This is a genomic window from Microtetraspora malaysiensis, assembly GCF_001528665.1.
Classification (GTDB): Bacteria; Actinomycetota; Actinomycetes; order Streptosporangiales; family Streptosporangiaceae; genus Microtetraspora_A; species Microtetraspora_A malaysiensis.
The window spans coordinates 187,628-203,243 of sequence record NZ_BBYJ01000008.1; the positions used below are offsets into that span (position 1 = coordinate 187,628).

At 70.0% G+C, this 15,616-nt stretch carries 15 protein-coding genes; 8 read left to right on the forward strand and 7 right to left on the reverse strand.

The features are described from left to right. Positions 1-289 precede the first annotated feature (289 nt). Together AWQ71_RS11125 and AWQ71_RS11130 are read right to left on the reverse strand one after the other, a co-directional pair. A complete protein-coding gene (locus AWQ71_RS11125; protein ID WP_067130951.1) occupies positions 290-631 on the reverse strand; it encodes a cupin domain-containing protein in 342 nt (113 codons plus the stop codon). A 67-nt stretch (positions 632-698) separates the two neighbouring features. Beyond that, positions 699-1,958 (reverse strand): MFS transporter, encoded by a 1,260-nt coding sequence (locus AWQ71_RS11130; RefSeq protein ID WP_157570288.1) that lies wholly within the window; start codon positions 1,956-1,958, stop codon positions 699-701. Positions 1,959-2,168: 210 nt separating this feature from the next. Between AWQ71_RS11130 and AWQ71_RS11135 the strand changes: the two genes are divergently transcribed. Next, on the forward strand, positions 2,169-2,564 hold the full coding sequence (locus tag AWQ71_RS11135; RefSeq protein WP_067130957.1) for a YciI family protein: 396 nt from the start codon (positions 2,169-2,171) through the stop codon (positions 2,562-2,564). 126 nt (positions 2,565-2,690) lie between these two features. Here AWQ71_RS11135 and AWQ71_RS11140 read toward each other — a convergent pair whose 3' ends face one another. From AWQ71_RS11140 to AWQ71_RS11150, 3 genes are all read right to left on the reverse strand, one after another. Further along, a complete protein-coding gene (locus tag AWQ71_RS11140; RefSeq protein WP_067130960.1) occupies positions 2,691-3,392 on the reverse strand; it encodes an HAD family hydrolase in 702 nt (233 codons plus the stop codon). Positions 3,393-3,469: 77 nt separating this feature from the next. Continuing rightward, entirely contained in the window at positions 3,470-3,763 is a 294-nt protein-coding gene (locus tag AWQ71_RS11145; RefSeq protein ID WP_067130963.1) for a hypothetical protein, read from the reverse strand. Between the two features lie 81 nt (positions 3,764-3,844). Next, on the reverse strand, positions 3,845-4,744 hold the full coding sequence (locus tag AWQ71_RS11150) for a carbohydrate kinase family protein (protein WP_067130966.1): 900 nt from the start codon (positions 4,742-4,744) through the stop codon (positions 3,845-3,847). Positions 4,745-4,984: 240 nt separating this feature from the next. Here AWQ71_RS11150 and AWQ71_RS11155 point away from each other — a divergent pair, with 240 nt between their 5' ends. The 5 genes from AWQ71_RS11155 to AWQ71_RS43710 all read left to right on the forward strand — a co-directional run bounded on the left by AWQ71_RS11155 (position 4,985) and on the right by AWQ71_RS43710 (position 12,284). Next, positions 4,985-5,518: a winged helix-turn-helix domain-containing protein gene (locus AWQ71_RS11155; protein ID WP_067130969.1), complete on the forward strand. Its 534-nt coding sequence runs from the start codon at positions 4,985-4,987 to the stop codon at positions 5,516-5,518. Between the two features lie 114 nt (positions 5,519-5,632). Next, positions 5,633-9,514: an ATP-dependent RNA helicase HrpA gene (hrpA, locus tag AWQ71_RS11160; RefSeq protein ID WP_067130972.1), complete on the forward strand. Its 3,882-nt coding sequence runs from the start codon at positions 5,633-5,635 to the stop codon at positions 9,512-9,514. 40 nt (positions 9,515-9,554) lie between these two features. Next, positions 9,555-10,199: an HAD family hydrolase gene (locus tag AWQ71_RS11165; RefSeq protein WP_439650367.1), complete on the forward strand. Its 645-nt coding sequence runs from the start codon at positions 9,555-9,557 to the stop codon at positions 10,197-10,199. A 323-nt stretch (positions 10,200-10,522) separates the two neighbouring features. Further along, positions 10,523-11,692 (forward strand): AAA family ATPase, encoded by a 1,170-nt coding sequence (locus tag AWQ71_RS11170; RefSeq protein WP_157570289.1) that lies wholly within the window; start codon positions 10,523-10,525, stop codon positions 11,690-11,692. 211 nt (positions 11,693-11,903) lie between these two features. Beyond that, positions 11,904-12,284, forward strand: coding sequence for a DUF4276 family protein (locus AWQ71_RS43710; RefSeq protein WP_369407196.1), 381 nt, complete (start codon positions 11,904-11,906; stop codon positions 12,282-12,284). A gap of 119 nt (positions 12,285-12,403) precedes the next feature. Here AWQ71_RS43710 and AWQ71_RS11180 read toward each other — a convergent pair whose 3' ends face one another. Together AWQ71_RS11180 and AWQ71_RS11185 are read right to left on the reverse strand one after the other, a co-directional pair. After that, positions 12,404-12,709, reverse strand: a complete 306-nt coding sequence (locus AWQ71_RS11180; protein WP_067130979.1) for a DUF397 domain-containing protein — start codon at positions 12,707-12,709, stop codon at positions 12,404-12,406. Then, positions 12,700-13,479 carry a helix-turn-helix domain-containing protein gene (locus AWQ71_RS11185; protein ID WP_067131554.1) on the reverse strand — a complete coding sequence of 260 codons (780 nt, stop codon included), beginning with the start codon at positions 13,477-13,479 and terminating at the stop codon, positions 12,700-12,702. The genes AWQ71_RS11180 and AWQ71_RS11185 overlap by 10 nt, the downstream gene beginning before the upstream one ends. Before the next feature lie 133 nt (positions 13,480-13,612). Here AWQ71_RS11185 and AWQ71_RS11190 point away from each other — a divergent pair, with 133 nt between their 5' ends. Together AWQ71_RS11190 and AWQ71_RS44345 are read left to right on the forward strand one after the other, a co-directional pair. Next, on the forward strand, positions 13,613-14,149 hold the full coding sequence (locus AWQ71_RS11190) for an ATP-binding protein (RefSeq protein ID WP_067130982.1): 537 nt from the start codon (positions 13,613-13,615) through the stop codon (positions 14,147-14,149). 376 nt (positions 14,150-14,525) lie between these two features. Then, positions 14,526-15,560, forward strand: coding sequence for a Fic family protein (locus tag AWQ71_RS44345; RefSeq protein ID WP_067130985.1), 1,035 nt, complete (start codon positions 14,526-14,528; stop codon positions 15,558-15,560). Positions 15,561-15,616: the final 56 nt, after the last annotated feature.

Consider the following 15,616-nt stretch of genomic DNA (forward strand, 5'->3'; position numbering starts at 1 on the left):
TCGACGTCACCCTGTCAGCACAGAGTCAGTGCGCACCGTCATGCTAACCGTTGAGGATCTTCGAATTCGAGGGCGATTCGGGAACGCTGCGGAATTCCGGGGAAATGCGAGGCGCCGCATCCCGCTCCTCGCGGCACGGCGTCACCGGCACTTGTCACCTAATGGCCGCCATAAGCCACTTACAGTATTTAGTCCTTTTTATGCATTTTTGGAGCTATTCATGTCGCTGAACCGCTCCGCACCTGCCGAAATCCGGCCTCCCCACGCCGACCGGTGCCCCCGGGGCGCATCAGGCCCGGGAGCCGCCGCGCGAGCCGTAGGCCGGGCCGAACACGACCAGCAGTGCCAGATCCTCGGTGATGTCCACGAAGCGGTGTTCCTCGCCCGCCGGAACGAAGATCACCGCTCCGGGGCCGACCTCCGTCTCACCGCTCGCCGCCACGATCCGGGCCCGGCCTCTGGTCACCACGTAGATCTCGTCCTCGGTGTGCGGACTTTGGTCGTCGACCCCGCCGGCCGGGATGCAGTAGGTGCCAACGGACAGGTCCGGCACCTTGAGCTGCTCAACCCAATCGTTGGCGGCCCCCGCGGCGGGCTGCGCCCACGCACCCGCACCCGTGATGATCTCCATGGCGGCCAGCGTACCTGTCAGGTCGATCTCTCCGGCGGTTGGAGAGTGGAGGTGCTGCGAACCGGGCTCAGGACTCCGCGGCCGGGACAGCCGACCGATAGGCGCGCCAGATCGTGACGTCGTACCCGATGGCGAGAGCGGCGCCGAGCAGCAGCGGCGCGCCGGCGACGCCGATCGGCCCGGAGAGCATCGCGGTCGCGGCGACGGGGCTCACGGAGACCGCGACGCTGCGGGCGATGCTGGTCATGCTCGCGGCCGCCGTACGCTCGCTCGGCCGTACGGCCACCGCCATGAACGCCTGGCGAGCGGGCACATCGATCTTCGAGAGGCTCTGCCGCATCAGGAGCAGGGCGACCGCGGCGCCGAGGCCGGGGGCGAACGCGACGCAGGCGAGGATCAGGTTGGACGTGAAATGCGGCAGCAGCATCGCGGTGAGCAGCCCGCGGCGCGCGGCCAGCAGGGGCGCGGTGAGCTGCGCGAGCGCGGGCAGCAGGTTCGCGGCGAAGAAGATCAGGCCCAGCTGGGAGGTGGTCGCGCCGAAGCGGTGTGCGAACCACCAGGCGAGGACGGCCTGCACGACGAGACCGCCCGCGAAGGCGTCCACGGCGAACAGACCCACCAGGCGGTGCACCCGGCGCGGCAGCCGCGACATCGGGACCGGGGCGAGGTCCTCCACGTCTCCGTTCGTCGCCGCGCCCCCGCTCGCGGCGACGGCGCCCGCTTCGGCGGCGGGGGAGAGCCCGAGGAACAGCAGCACGGTCGCGGCCGCCAGCACCGCGTACAGCGCGAACGCGGCGTCCCCGGCGGAGACGACGTGCTGCAGTCCCAGCGCGGCCGCGGCCAGTCCGCCGAGCGCCCCCGCCGCGAGCGCGGTCACGTTGTAGACAGTGAAGATCCTGGTGAGCCGGGCGGGTTCGCACGTCTGGGCGAGGATCGACTGCTCGACTCCGGAGAAGGGGGTGTTGTCGTTGGTCGACGGCGAGATGGTGCCGACGAACGCGGCCGCGACCAGGGCCGGGTACGACTCGCTGACCGCGAAGACGGCCCCGGCGAACGCCATCAGGCATCCGCACACGATCAGCGCGCGCCGCCGGCCCCAGCGGTCGGCGAACAGCCCGAGCGCCAGGCTGGACGCCACGGACCCCGCCGACGCGGCGGCGAGCAGCATCCCCGTCTGCCAGGGAGCGTCGCCGTCCTGGGTGAGCATCCCGGCCAGCAGGACGCTCGTGCATCCGTACCCGAAGGTTCGCAGCGCCCTCGCGGCGACGATCAGCCGGGCGTCCCGCGCCATGCGGCGCGACGGCATCCGTTTCGACCACGCAGTCACGGGCCCACGCTGAGGGGCCGCCCACGCCTCCGCCACCCCGACACGCCTGCGCCGCCCTCTGGAACCCCAACTCCGGGAGGTCGGCGGAGCGTCCACGGCAGGGAACCCGGCCGGCCGAGATTTCTTCCGCGAATTCTCCCGAGTATGTCGAGAACGAGGTCGCGTGCTTCGACCTGGGGTGAACTGTCGACAAGCTCAGGGAGCGAGACCATGAAATACATGCTGCTGATGCAGTTCAGCGGGCAGAGCGACGTCCCGCCGATCCACAGCTGGCCGGCGGAGGACGTCACGGCGCACATCCAGTTCATGCGCGAGACGGACCGCAAGCTCGTCGAGGACGGCCTGTTCGCCGACGCCCAGGGACTCACGGGCCCCGACCAGGCCCGGATCGTACGGTCCGGCGACGGCGGCCCCGTGATCACCGATGGCCCGTTCCCCGAGATGAAGGAGTTCCTCATCGGGTGGTGGATCATCGACTGCGAGAGCCTGGAGCGGGCGACCGAGGTCGCGGCCTACATCTCGGCCGCGCCCGGCCCCGGCGGCAAGCCGCTCAACATGCCGATCGAGGTGCGCCAGGTGATGGAGGCGCCGCCCGAGGAACTGTGACGCGTGGACGATCCGCGCGGGTCCGGCTCACGAGCCGCCGGACATGCCACGCGGCCGCCGCCCACGGGATCCGCGCCCGCGCCGGCCTGACGATCGTCACCGGCCGGACGGGCGCGGGAACGGGGGTCAGAAGTTCTGTCGTACGCCGAGCTCGTCGAGGCGGTTGAGCATGTCGGCGGGGTCGGAATACACCCGGAACGCGCCCGCGCGCTCCAGCTCGTCCCTGCCGTACCCGCCGGACAGCAGGCCGACCCCGAGCGCCCCGGCGCGACGCGCGGCGAGCAGGTCCCAGACGCTGTCCCCGACCACCATCGCCGAGCGGGGGTCGATGTCGAGCACGGCGGCGCCGGCGAGGAAGAGGTCGGGGTCGGGCTTGGCCCGGCGCACCATGTCACGCGTGACCATGGGGGTGTCCTCCGGCAGCCGGAGCATGTCGAACGCCCGCCGGGCGGTCTTGGCGTACCCGCTGGTCGCGATCGCCCACGGCACCCCGCGCTCGGTGAGCTCGGACAGCAGCTCGATCGCCCCCGGCAGCGGCTTCACCGAGTCCAGCTGCTCGGTGTAGGCGGCGGCGTGCGCGTGCTGGAGGTCGTCGATCTGCTCCTGCGTCAGCGACAGGCCCGTCTCGCGCAGCAGCGCGGTGACGAAGAGGCCGCCGCTCATGCCGATGCGCCGGTGGATGCGCCAGACCGACAGGTCGATGCCTATCCCGGCCAGCGCCGAACGCCAGGCGATCACGTGCTGGTACACGCTGTCGATCAGGGTGCCGTCGAGGTCGAAGAGGAACGCCGGGTTGGTCGGCTCGGGATAGCGAAGGTCAGTGCTCACCTGGACATTCTCGCGGGACGCCGTCCGCCGGCCTCCACCGGCGTCCGGGTACGGCGGGACCGCGGGCTCGGATCAGTTCACACTCCGGCCCGGGAGGGGGTGCGCATCGCCTGCTGCCGCGTCTCCTGCCATTCGGCCGTCTCGCGCCGCTCCATGTCGCGCATCTCCTCCACGCGGAGTGCGACCCCCATGGCGAAGAACGTCGGCGCCCACTCGCCGACGAAGAGGCCCCAGTGGTCCGCCCGGCCCTGGCCCGCGGCCGCGTCGTCCCTCGACAGGAACCAGGACGTGGCGGCGAGGCCGATCGAGGCGAGCCCAGCCGTGTACATCATGCTGGAGCGCAGCCCCATCTTGTGGAGAGTGCGGATCATGTTCCCCCCTGGACGGTGACATCCCTCTTCTGATTACCCTCCGTAATGTTTGACAAACGGTACGCATGCCTACAAATCGGCCTAGAAGCGGGCGTCGACCTCCGCGCGTGACGGCGGCGCCGCGCCCTCCCGTGTGCAGGTGAGCGCGGCGGCGAGGACCGCGTAGCGCAGCGCGTCCGGGAGCGCCATGCCCCGGTCGGCGGTCGCATGCAGGAAGGCGCCGGTGAAGGCGTCCCCGGCGCCGACCGTGTCCACCACCCGTACGGGCACGCCGTCCGCCTCCGCGGGGGAGCCGTCGCGGGGCAGCGCGACCGCTCCGGCCGCTCCCCGGGTCACCAGGACGAGGTCGAGGTCGTGCTCGGCCAGCCACGCCCGCGCCGTGTCGAGCGGGGCGCGTTCCGGGTGCAGCCAGCGCAGATCCTCCTCGCTGGCCTTGACCACGTGCGCCGTCCGCAGCCACGCCCCCACCTTCTCCAGGTACGGCTCCCGCCCCGGCAGCGCGGCCGGTCGCACGTTGACGTCGTAGACCACCGTGACCTCGTCCCGGTGGCTCGCGGCCCACGAGCGCAGCACGTCGGCGCCCGGCTGTACGACGGAGGCGACCGAGCCGACGTGCAGGGCCCGGGTGCCGGGCGGCAGCGTCGCGGGCAGCTCGCCGGGGGTCCACTGCCAGTCGGCGGTGTGCTCCAGGTAGAACCGGAAGTCCGCGGAACCGTGTTCGTCGACGTCCACGACCGCCAGCGTCGCCGGCTCGTCCGCCTCGACGGCGAGGGAGAGGTCCACGCCGCTCTCGGTCAGGTGGTCGCGCAGCCGCCGTCCGAACCCGTCCCGCGACAGCCGGCACAGCAGCCGGGCGGGGGTGCCGAGCCGCGCGACGGCGACCGCCGTGTTGGCCGGGCCGCCGCCCGGGACGGCGCGCCAGGTGTTCTCCGCGCCGGTCGGGACGAGGTCGACGAGGGCCTCGCCGCACACGATGATCACAGTTCCTCCCGCTGGGTGCCGTTCTCGCCTTGAAGTCTGGCAGCGGCGGGCTGTCAACCGCCAATTTCCTAAATACCTACCTGGACGCCATGGAATTCCGATGTCATGATGGCTGACATGAGATCACGGCGAGTTCTGACCGAGCGTCGTCACATCGATCTGCTCCGCGTCTGCGCCGCCGCCTGTTGACCCCCGGTCCCACAAGATCCGGCACGTCACCAGGTCCGAAGGAGAAGCGCAATGACCCAGGCGGAGATCATCGACCTCGCCGCCCGCGAGCCGGTCCGTGACCGGGCCGGGGCGGACGAGGGCACCGTACTCAGCGTGGTCCCCCTCCCCGGGGCGGAGGCCGCGCTCATCATCGTCGGGCACGTCGTCCCCCTGTCCCAGGCGTCCCAGGTCCGGGACGCGCGCCAGGCGCCGCCCACGTTCCCCGTAGACGCCGCCGACGCCGACGGGGTCGTCGTGGACCGCACGGCCCGCACCGTGCGGGTCGACGGCGACGACATCGAGCTCACCTACCGCGAGTTCGAGCTGCTCGACTTCCTGTGCTCCGCGCCCGGACGCGTCTACACGCGCCGCCAGATCATGGCCGCCGTGTGGGACAAGTACGGGGATGAGAGCGCCCGCACCGTCGACGTCCACATCCTGCGGCTGCGCAGGAAGCTGGGCCGGCACGCTGGGAAGATCGTGACCGTGCGGAACGTCGGTTACCGGTTCGTCCGCAGTGCCCCCGCGGTTGTGGCCGGGGGTGGGACGGACTCTCCCGCATAGCGGAATATCAGTCTCTTCCGCCCGGCTTGACCTCGTCGGAACCCCCGGGCACGACCGCTCCGACGGTAATCCGGTGGCGGAGACATACCTGGCCGTACCTATGCTTACGGCGGGATGAAAACTTCGCTCGCCGATCTGCAGGGAAGCCTGCCTGACCTGATGCTGCGCGATCAGCGCAGGCTCCGCCGGCGCATCGACGGCATGCGCAAGATACGGGACGGCAAGGCGCGCCAGGCCGTGGCCGCCGAGATCGCCGCCGACATCGAGGCGGCCGAACTCCGCGTCGCGGCCAGGCGCGAGGCCGTGCCGCCGATCAGCTATCCGCCGCAGCTTCCGGTCAGCCAGCGCAGGGACGACCTGCTGGCGGCCATCAGAGACAACCAGGTCGTGATCGTCGCGGGCGAGACCGGCTCCGGCAAGACCACGCAGATCCCGAAGATCTGCCTGGAGCTGGGCCGCGGCGTTCACGGGCTGATCGGCCACACCCAGCCGCGCCGGATCGCGGCGCGTACGGTGGCCGAGCGCATCGCCGAGGAGCTGTCGATCTCGCTCGGCGACGCCGTCGGCTACAAGGTGCGCTTCACCGACCACTCCAGCGACGGCACGCTGGTCAAGCTGATGACCGACGGCATCCTGCTGGCCGAGATGCAGACCGACCCGATGCTGCTGCGCTACGACACGCTCATCATCGACGAGGCGCACGAACGCAGCCTCAACATCGACTTCATCCTCGGCTATCTCAGGCAGCTCCTGCCCAAGCGGCCCGACCTCAAGGTCATCATCACCTCCGCCACGATCGACCCCGAGCGGTTCGCGCGGCACTTCGCCTCCCCTCAGGGCGACGCGCCGATCGTCGAGGTCTCCGGCCGTACCTATCCGGTCGAGGTGCGCTACCGCCCGATCGAGGAGGACGACGACCAGGCGCAGGCGATCGCCACCGCGGTGGACGAGCTGTGTGCCGAGGGGCCGGGCGACATCCTCGTCTTCCTCAGCGGCGAGCGTGAGATCCGCGACACCGCCGACGCGCTGAAGGGACGCAACGAGGAGGTCCTCCCGCTGTACGCCCGGCTGTCGGCGGCCGAGCAGCACCGCGTGTTCCAGTCGCACCGCGGCCGCCGGATCGTCCTGGCCACCAACGTCGCCGAGACCTCCCTCACCGTCCCCGGCATCAAGTACGTCATCGACCCGGGCGCCGCCCGCATCTCCCGGTACAGCCACCGGCTCAAGGTGCAGCGGCTGCCCATCGAGCCGATCTCGCAGGCGAGCGCCAACCAGCGCAAGGGACGCTGCGGCCGCACCTCCGACGGCATCTGCATCCGGCTGTACTCGGAGGAGGACTTCCTCACCCGGTCCGAGTTCACCGACCCGGAGATCCTCCGTACCAACCTGGCGTCGGTCATCCTCCAGATGACGTCGCTGGGCCTCGGCGACATCGCGGCCTTCCCGTTCGTCGAGCCGCCGGACAGCCGCCAGATCAAGGACGGCGTCAACCTGCTGCACGAGCTCGGCGCGCTGGACGCCAAGGGGCTGACCCCGGTCGGCCGGAAGATCGCGCAGCTTCCGGTGGACCCGCGGCTGGCCCGCATGGTGCTGGAGGCCGACAAGAACGGCTGCGTCCGCGAAGTCATGATCATCACGGCGGCGCTGTCCATCCAGGACCCGCGTGAGCGCCCGGTGGACAAGCAGCAGGCGGCCGACGAGAAGCACCGCAGGTTCGCCGACAAGGAATCCGACTTCGTCACCTACCTCAACCTGTGGAACTACCTCAAGGAGCGGCAGCGCGAGCTGTCCTCCAGCGCGTTCCGCCGGCTGTGCCGCAGCGAGTTCCTCAACTACCTGCGCGTACGCGAGTGGCAGGACATCGACAGCCAGCTCCGCCAGGTGGCCAAGAACCTCGGCGTCGTCGTCAACAGCGTGGACGCCGACCCGCAGCGGGTGCACGTCTCGCTGCTGTCCGGGCTGCTGTCGCACATCGGCGTCAAGGACGTCATGGAGTCGAAGGGCGCGCGCAAGCCGGACGGGCCGCGCCGCCCCATCACCGAGTACATCGGCGCCCGCAACGCCCGCTTCGCGATCTTCCCGGGGTCGGCGCTGGCCAAGGCGCAACCGCAGTGGGTCATGTCCGCCGAGCTGGTGGAGACCTCGCGGCTCTGGGCCCGGGTCAACGCCAAGATCGAGCCGGGCTGGGTCGAGCCGCTCGCCCAGCACCTCCTCAAGCGCACCTACAGCGAGCCGCACTGGGAGAAGGACCAGGCCGCCGTCGTCGCCTTGGAGAAGGTGACCCTGTACGGCGTGCCGATCGTGACCGAGCGCAAGGTCAACTACGGCCGGATCGACCCCGAGCTGAGCCGCGAGCTGTTCATCAGGCACGCGCTGGTGGAGGGCGACTGGCGCACCCACCACAAGTTCTTCCAGGAGAATCGCAAGCTGCTCCAGGAGGTCGAGCAGCTTGAGGAGAAGGCCCGCCGCCGGGACATCCTGGTCGACGACGAGACGCTGTTCGACTTCTACGACCAGCGGATCCCCGCCGACGTCGTCTCCGGACGCCACTTCGACAGCTGGTGGAAGAAGACGGCTCCGGCCAAGCCCGACCTGCTGACGTTCTCGCCCGAGATGCTCGTCAACGAGAGCGCCGGGGTGAGCGCCCGGGACTACCCGGACGCCTGGCGGCAGCGCGGCCAGCGGATGCGCCTCACCTACCAGTTCGAGCCGGGCACCGACGCCGACGGCGTCACCGTGCACGTCCCGCTCGCCGTGCTCAACCAGGTTGAGGCCACCGGGTTCGACTGGCAGATCCCGGGCCTGCGCGAGGACCTCGTCACCGCGCTGATCCGGTCGCTGCCCAAGCAGCTGCGGCGCAACTTCGTGCCCGCGCCCAACTACGCGAAGGCCGTCCTCGAACGGGTGTCGGCCGCCCAACAGGAAGGCGCTCCGGCCGAGCCGCTGCTCGACGTGCTGGAGCGGGAGCTGCACCGGCTGACCGGCGTGACGATCCCGCGCGACGCCTGGGCGCCGGACCAGGTGCCCGACCACCTGCGCATCACGTACCGGGTGGTCGACGACAGCAAGCGCGTGATCGCCGAGGACAAGGACCTCGACGGGCTCAAGCGGCGGCTCGCCCCCCGGCTGCGCGCCACACTGTCGAAGGCGGCCGACGACCTGGAACGCACCGGCCTGCGCGAGTGGACCATCGGCACGCTGCCCCGCCTGTTCGAGCAGGGCCGCATGAAGGCCTATCCCGCGCTCGTGGACGAGAAGGACAGCGTCGCGGTGCGGATGTTCGACACGCCCGCCGAGCAGGAACCCGCGATGTGGGCGGGCACCCGGCGGCTGCTGCTGCTCGGCTCGGTCAGCCCGGCCAAGGCCATCCTGCGCGGGCTGACCATGACGCAGAAGCTGGCGCTCAGCCGCAGCCCGCACGGAGGGGCCGCCGAGCTGTTCGACGACTGCACCGCCTGCGCCGCCGACCGGCTCATCGCCGAGGCCGGCGGCCCCGCCTGGGACGCCGCCGGATTCGGGCGGCTGCACGACCACGTGCGCGCCGGGCTGTACGACACCACCGAGGACGTCGTCGGCAAGGTGGAGCGGGTCCTGGCGACGTGGCACACCGTGCAGAACGCCGTCACCGGCCCGGCCGACGCGGTCGCCGACATCAAGGAGCACCTCGGCGGCCTGATCTATCCCGGCTTCGTCACCGCGACCGGGTACGCCCGGCTGCCCGACCTGCACCGCTACCTGCGGGCGGTCGAGCGCCGACTGCAGAAGCTGCCGGACGACCCGCACCGCGACCGCGAGTGGATGCACCGGGTCCACGACGTCGAGGACGAGTACCGCGACCTGCTCGACCGGCTCAAGCCGGCGGAGCGCGACAGTCCGGCCGTACGCGAGATCCGCTGGATGATCGAGGAGCTGCGGGTCAGCTTCTTCGCCCAGCAGCTCGGGACCCCGACCCCGGTCTCGGAGAAGCGCATCCGCAAGGCGATGGAGCGGCTGTGACGGGAAAGCGTGAGAGAAATGTGGAGGAGCGGCCGTGAACATCCGGTCACTGGTGTTCGACGTCGGTGAGACCCTGATCGACGAGACGCGCATCTGGTCCCGGTGGGCCGACCGGCTGGGGGTGCCGCGCCTGACGTTCATGGGCGTCCTCGGCGGGATGGCCGCGCTCGACCGCTCGCACGCCGACGCGTTCCAGGTGATCCGCCCCGGCCTCGACCTCGACGCCGAGATCGCGGCGTGGCGCGCGGAGGACCCGGACGGCCTGCGCGAGAACTTCGACGGCGACGACCTTTACCCGGACGTGCGCGACAGCCTCGCCGCGCTCAGGGCCGCCGGATACGAGCTGATCATCGCGGGCAATCAGCCGAGCCAGGCGTACGACGCGCTGCTCGCCATGGACCTGCCGGTGGACGCGATCCACACCTCGGCCGCCTGGGAGGTCGAGAAGCCCGCGCCGGAGTTCTTCGCCAAGGTCGCGGCCGTGGCGGGCCGGAGCCCGGAGGAGATCCTCTACGTCGGCGACCGGATCGACAACGACGTCCGGCCGGCGAAGGGGGCGGGCATGCGCGCCGCGCTGCTGCGCCGCGGTCCCTGGGGCTACCTCCACGCGGAGCGTCCGGAGGCGTCCCAGGCCGACCTGGTCGTCGACAGCCTCGCCGACCTGGCCGCCCGCCTCACCACCTGATCTCCGCCGTCCCCGCCGCCGTCCCCGCCCGCGGACATTCCGTACGGCCTGGCCGGATCCGTACGCGCGGACGGCCGGCACCGGTAAGTTTCGCTACGACATCGGCACGCGGCGCCGTCCCGGGTGTCCCGGCGAAGTACGGGCGCGCCCGGATCCGGTCGTCGCCCCGGAGGTGACGGAGTGAATGAGACGAGAGCAGCAGGCGACGGGCCAGTGATCGTACCCGTGGATCCGTACGGGCCGCGCCTGGCGGCGGTTCCGGCCGAACGCAGGCGGGGACCGGCCACGGCTGTGGTCACCGCCTGGGGCGGCATTACGACTGCGTGGGGGACGTGATGGGCCGGTCGGCGCCGTTCCTGCGGCGGTTGCGGGTGACCGATTACAGGAGCATCGCTTCCTGCGACGTCGCCTTCACCCCGCTGCTCGTCCTTCTGGGGCCCAACGGAGCGGGGAAGAGCAACGTCGTGGACGCGTTGCTCTTCCTGGCGGACGCGCTTCGATCCACTCCTGCCGACGCGGCGACCAGCCGAGGCGGCCTGGACGAGATTCTCCGCCGGTCGGCTGAGCCGACCGACCGCTTCAGCGTCCACCTGGACATCGCCGTCGAGCTGAACGGCGAGCCCACGCCGGTCGAGTACGGCTTCACCCTGGGCCGGGACTCCACGGGGCAGCGACCGGTGGTGGTCCACGAGGAGCGCTGCGTCATTCGCGGTCGCGAGGGACAGGAGATCACCACCGGGTTCACGCTGCGGGACGGGCTGATCGTCGACGGTGGGAAAATCGAGCGCGACCGGCTTTACCTGCCGCTGGCGGCCACCCAGGGCGAGTACGCCGAGGTCTATCGCAGCCTGCGGGCGATGCTCTTCTACCACCTGAACGTGGATCGGATGCGGCAGATCGAGCACGTCGGATTCGGAAAGCGGCTCGGTTACTCCGGAGAACGGCTTGGGGCCGTTCTCGGGGAGCTCGCCCAGGAGCATCCGGTGTTCAAGGCGCGCATCGACGACTATCTGAATGCGATCGTCCCCGAGGCGGTCGGCGTGGACCAGCGCGTCATCGACAGCTATTCGACCGTCGAGTTGCGCACGCGGGAAGGGGAGCGACCCTTCGGGCCGGAGGCCATCTCCGTAGGAACGCTGCACGCGGCCGGGGTGCTGACCGCGCTGTTCCAGCCCGCCGTATTGGAGGGGCAGGCCACCCTCGTCACGATCGAGGAGCCGGAGACCGCGCTCCACCCGGCCGCTGCCGGAGCGCTCTTCGACGCGTTGACCGAGGCGAGCGAGCACGTCCAGGTGCTGATCACCACGCAGAGCGCCGACCTGCTCGACCGCGACGATTTCGACCCCGCCTCCGTTCGCGTGGTGGCGATGAGCGGCGGCGTCACCAAGATCGGCGAGATCGACGAGGTAAGCCGCCGTCTCGTCGAGGACGGACGGACCACCCTCGGCGAACTGATGCGCGGCGGCCAGCTCCAGCCGGAGGAAAGCGCGTGAGCGAGCCGATCACCGTAGCCTGCGTCGTCGAGGGAGAAGGAGAAGTCGTCGCGCTTCCCATGCTGCTTCGCAGGATCGCCGCGGAATCCTCGATCTGGAACCTGCGGATCCCCCACCACGCCGTATCCCGCGCAACAGGCTCGTCGCGCCGGGCGGGGTCGAGAGCGCCGTCGTCCAGGCGTCGTACCAGGTCACAGGCGCGGGCGGCGTCCTGCTCCTGATCGACTCAGACGACGACTGCCCCGCCACGCTGGGACCCGCACTTCTCGATCGGGCTCGCCATGCGCGCGCGGACAAGGAGATTTCGGTGGTGCTGGCTCACCGGGAGTTCGAGGCGTGGTTCCTGGCCGCTGCCTCATCACTTTCCGGGCGCCGTGGTCTCGCCGACCCGCTGCGGCCGCCCCAGGACCCGGAAGCGATTCGCGGCGCGAAGGAATGGCTCAGCGCCCGAAAGACCGATGGCACACGTTACAAACCCACGGTCGACCAGGCGCCGCTGGCCGATGCCTTCGACCTGGGCCAGGCGCGTAAGAACGCACCGTCTTTCGACAAGTTCTGCCGTGATGTCGAGCGGCTTCTGCGAGCCGACTGATCCGTACGCGCCCGCCGCCGTCCCGCCCGCGGACATTCCGTACGGCCCACGCCTCCGGCCGGCACGGGAGGGGGATGGCGGCCGGAGGCGGGTGAGTACGGAGGGGGTGGGTGCTGGGGTCAGGCGAGGTCGAACTCGTCGGCCTTGACCCCGGCGACGAAGGCGTCCCATTCAGCGGGGGTGAAGAACAGCTTGGGCCCCTCGGGGTCCTTCGAGTCGCGTACGGCGATCAGCCGGTCGTGGTCCATTTTGTGCGCGGCCCCCGTGACGCGACCCAGCCTGTGGTTGGTGTCGCCGACCGCCGCGGCGCCGACGGGATGCGAGGGGCCGGCGGCGACGCCGGTCAGCTCCGCGATCTCGACGCAGTTTCCGCCGTTGTCGCCGGAGAAGCTCGACTTGCGCCAGCGCGTCTTGCTCAGGTCCATCGTTCCTCCACCGTTCTCTCAATGAGCTCAAGGGACATGTTCAGCGGCAACGCCTCTGTGCGTATCGCCTCGAACCGCTCGATCGCTGTGCCGACGTCCTCGCGGTCGCTGGTGGCGATGCCCCGGACGGCGGTCTCCGCATACAGTACGTCGGCTCCGCCGTCGAGGGTCGCGATTACGAAACCTCCCAGCAGGCCGGAGTGCATCCCCTGGGGCACCACCTGAACGCTCAGCCGCGGGCCGGTCACCCCGACCAGATGGCGGAGCTGTTCGCGCATCACCTTCGGACCGCCGATCGGCCGATAGAGCACCGCCTCGTCGATCACACATCTCAGGACCGGCGGCGGGGGGTCCTCGCGGGTGAGGATGAGCTGCCGGTGCAGGCGGGCCGCCACCGCCGTCTCGTCGCCGCGTAACACCACCCGCGCGTACGCCTCGGTCTGGAGCAGGCCGGGGATCAGCAGGGGCTCGTAGGTCCGCAACGCGGTGGCGACCTGCTCCTTGTCGCGCCACTTGCCGAACCAGGAGGGGAAGACCTGGCCCTTGCGCCAGTCGAGCAGGCGGCTCAATGCGCCGCGGGTGGCGAGGGCCTGGTCGCAGGCCGTGGCGAACTCGGGGCTGGCCGGAAGCTGGCCGGTCTCGACGCCGCTGATCAGGGATTCGCTGAAGTGGATCTTTTCGGCGAGCTGGGCCTGGGTGAGGCTCGCCGCCTGCCGGTAATGGCGCAGCTCCCTGCCCCATATCGCCTGTGGTGAGTAGGCGTCGACCACGATGCCTCCTTTGTCGGAGTTCAATCGCGTGAACCCGATCCGCAAGAAGCGGCCTTGGTAACGAATCCTTTACAGACAGTAGCGCTGTCTCGGCACGCTGGTTCTGGGAATTCGAGACCCCAGGAGAGCACCGATGAAACAGGCGTTCGGCGGCCGTACGACATCAACCGCTCGCATCGCGTCCACCGGACGCGCGGGGTCCGCCGCCTACGGCGCGGCCGCCACCCGCGCCACCATCTACGAACGCGCGGGGTACGCCACGGAGCGGCTCGCCCCCGTCCTGGGTGAGAAGTGGATCCCGCGAGACGGGAGGTGCCTGGCGTCCGCCCGCCGGTTCGTCCACGATGTGGCCGTCGACTGGAAGGCGACGTCCGACATCCCGGAGCTCGCCGAACTCCTCGTCTCGGAGCTCGTCACCAACGCCCTCACCCACGGAGCCGTCGGCGTCCCCGCCACGAGCACCGTGCGCATCTCGGTGAGCCGTGAGCGTGAGTTGCTCGTCGTCGACGTCCACGACCCCTGTCCCGCGCTGCCGCGCCGGTGCCGGGCCCGCGACCTCGACGTCGGCGGCCGGGGCCTCGCCATCGTCGAGACCTTCTCCCACGACTGGGGCTGGACCCTCACCTCGTACGGCAAGTCCGTCTGGTTCCAGCTCCTCGCCTGGCCCTAGCTCCAGACGTCGACGCCGTCGCGGGGCGGCGATGCGACCTGCGCCGGCAGCGGAGGGGTGCGCGCACGATCGTGACGAGACTGTCAATTCCTGTGATCAGTTGAGGTGGCTCGGGTCGTGTGGAGCGCCCCGCGCGGACCGTGGCGCCCCGTGAGGGCGCCGCGGTAGGAGGCGGGGGAGGAGACTGGCAGTTCGCGCTGCACTGGTTGGGACTACAGGCTTCCGAGCCGGCTATCGCCCCGAGGCGCCGCGTAGCAAGGTCATACATCCGGCCCCAGGTTGCACGGAAAGACGTACGCGGCCAAATTTGATAAGTACAATTAGCTCTTCGAGAGGCATATCAAGTTGCGGTTCGCCCGTGCACGCAGGAGGTTCGGTGGCAGGCAGGGGCCGCCCAAGCAGGGCCACCGTCTATAAGCGGCTGGATCGAGCCCTAAATGAGCTGAATCAGCGTCTTGGCGGTCTACCCAGTCCCACTGAAGCCCAGGACATCTGGGCGGACATCTGGCACCAGGAAGCCCACCACTCGACCGCCCTGGAGGGCAACACTCTCGTCTTGCGTGAGGTTCAGGCCTTGCTGGACCAGGGCCGCGCGGTGGGTGCGAAGTCGCTGCGGGAGTACAACGAGGTCCAGGGATACGGTGACGCCGCGAAGTGGGTGTACGGACAGGCTCTGGAGCCGGACTCATGGCATGACGGGAGACTCCTTACGCTGCACGAACTTCGTAACGTGCATCGGATGGCAATGACTCCCGTGTGGGACGTAGCGCCACATCAAGACGCCACAGATCGGGAAGGGCCGGGGAACTTTCGGGAACACGACATTCGCCCCTTTCCTGAGGGGATGGCGCCGCCTTCATGGCCGCTGGTGCCAGGAATGATCCAGGACTGGGTGGACGGCGTATGCGACGTCGGCAAGAGGATCGAGAACCAGGAAGATCTTGGCCACCCTCTCCCTGAGGAGCTCGCCAGAATCCATAACGCATTCGAGCGGATCCACCCGTTCATAGACGGCAACGGGCGAACTGGACGCCTGGCTCTTAACCTCATCCTGGTGCGGCTCGGATACCCCCCCATCATTGTGTTCAAGAAGCAGCGCGAGATGTACCTGACTGCCATGCGTCGCGCCGATGCCGGGGACTATGGCGCTCTGGGCGAGCTGATCGCTCGCGCGATGGAAGACAACCTCAACCGCTTCATCGTGCCGAACGTTGCCGGTCCCGTCCGCATGGTTCCCTTGGCGGCGCTGGCTGATGACGAGTTCACCGTTCAGGCACTCCGACAGGCCGCCCAACGAGGCCGTCTGTCCGCCGTCCAAGGTGCGGATGGCGTCTGGCGATCGTCCAAGAAGTCCGTCGAGGCATACCGCGCTTCCAAGCACAAACGCTCCCCGAGAAAGAACGGATCGTGACCACTCCCAGCGGGGAGGGCTAGCCGGCGATTCGTCGAGGACGGTCCGCGGAGCGC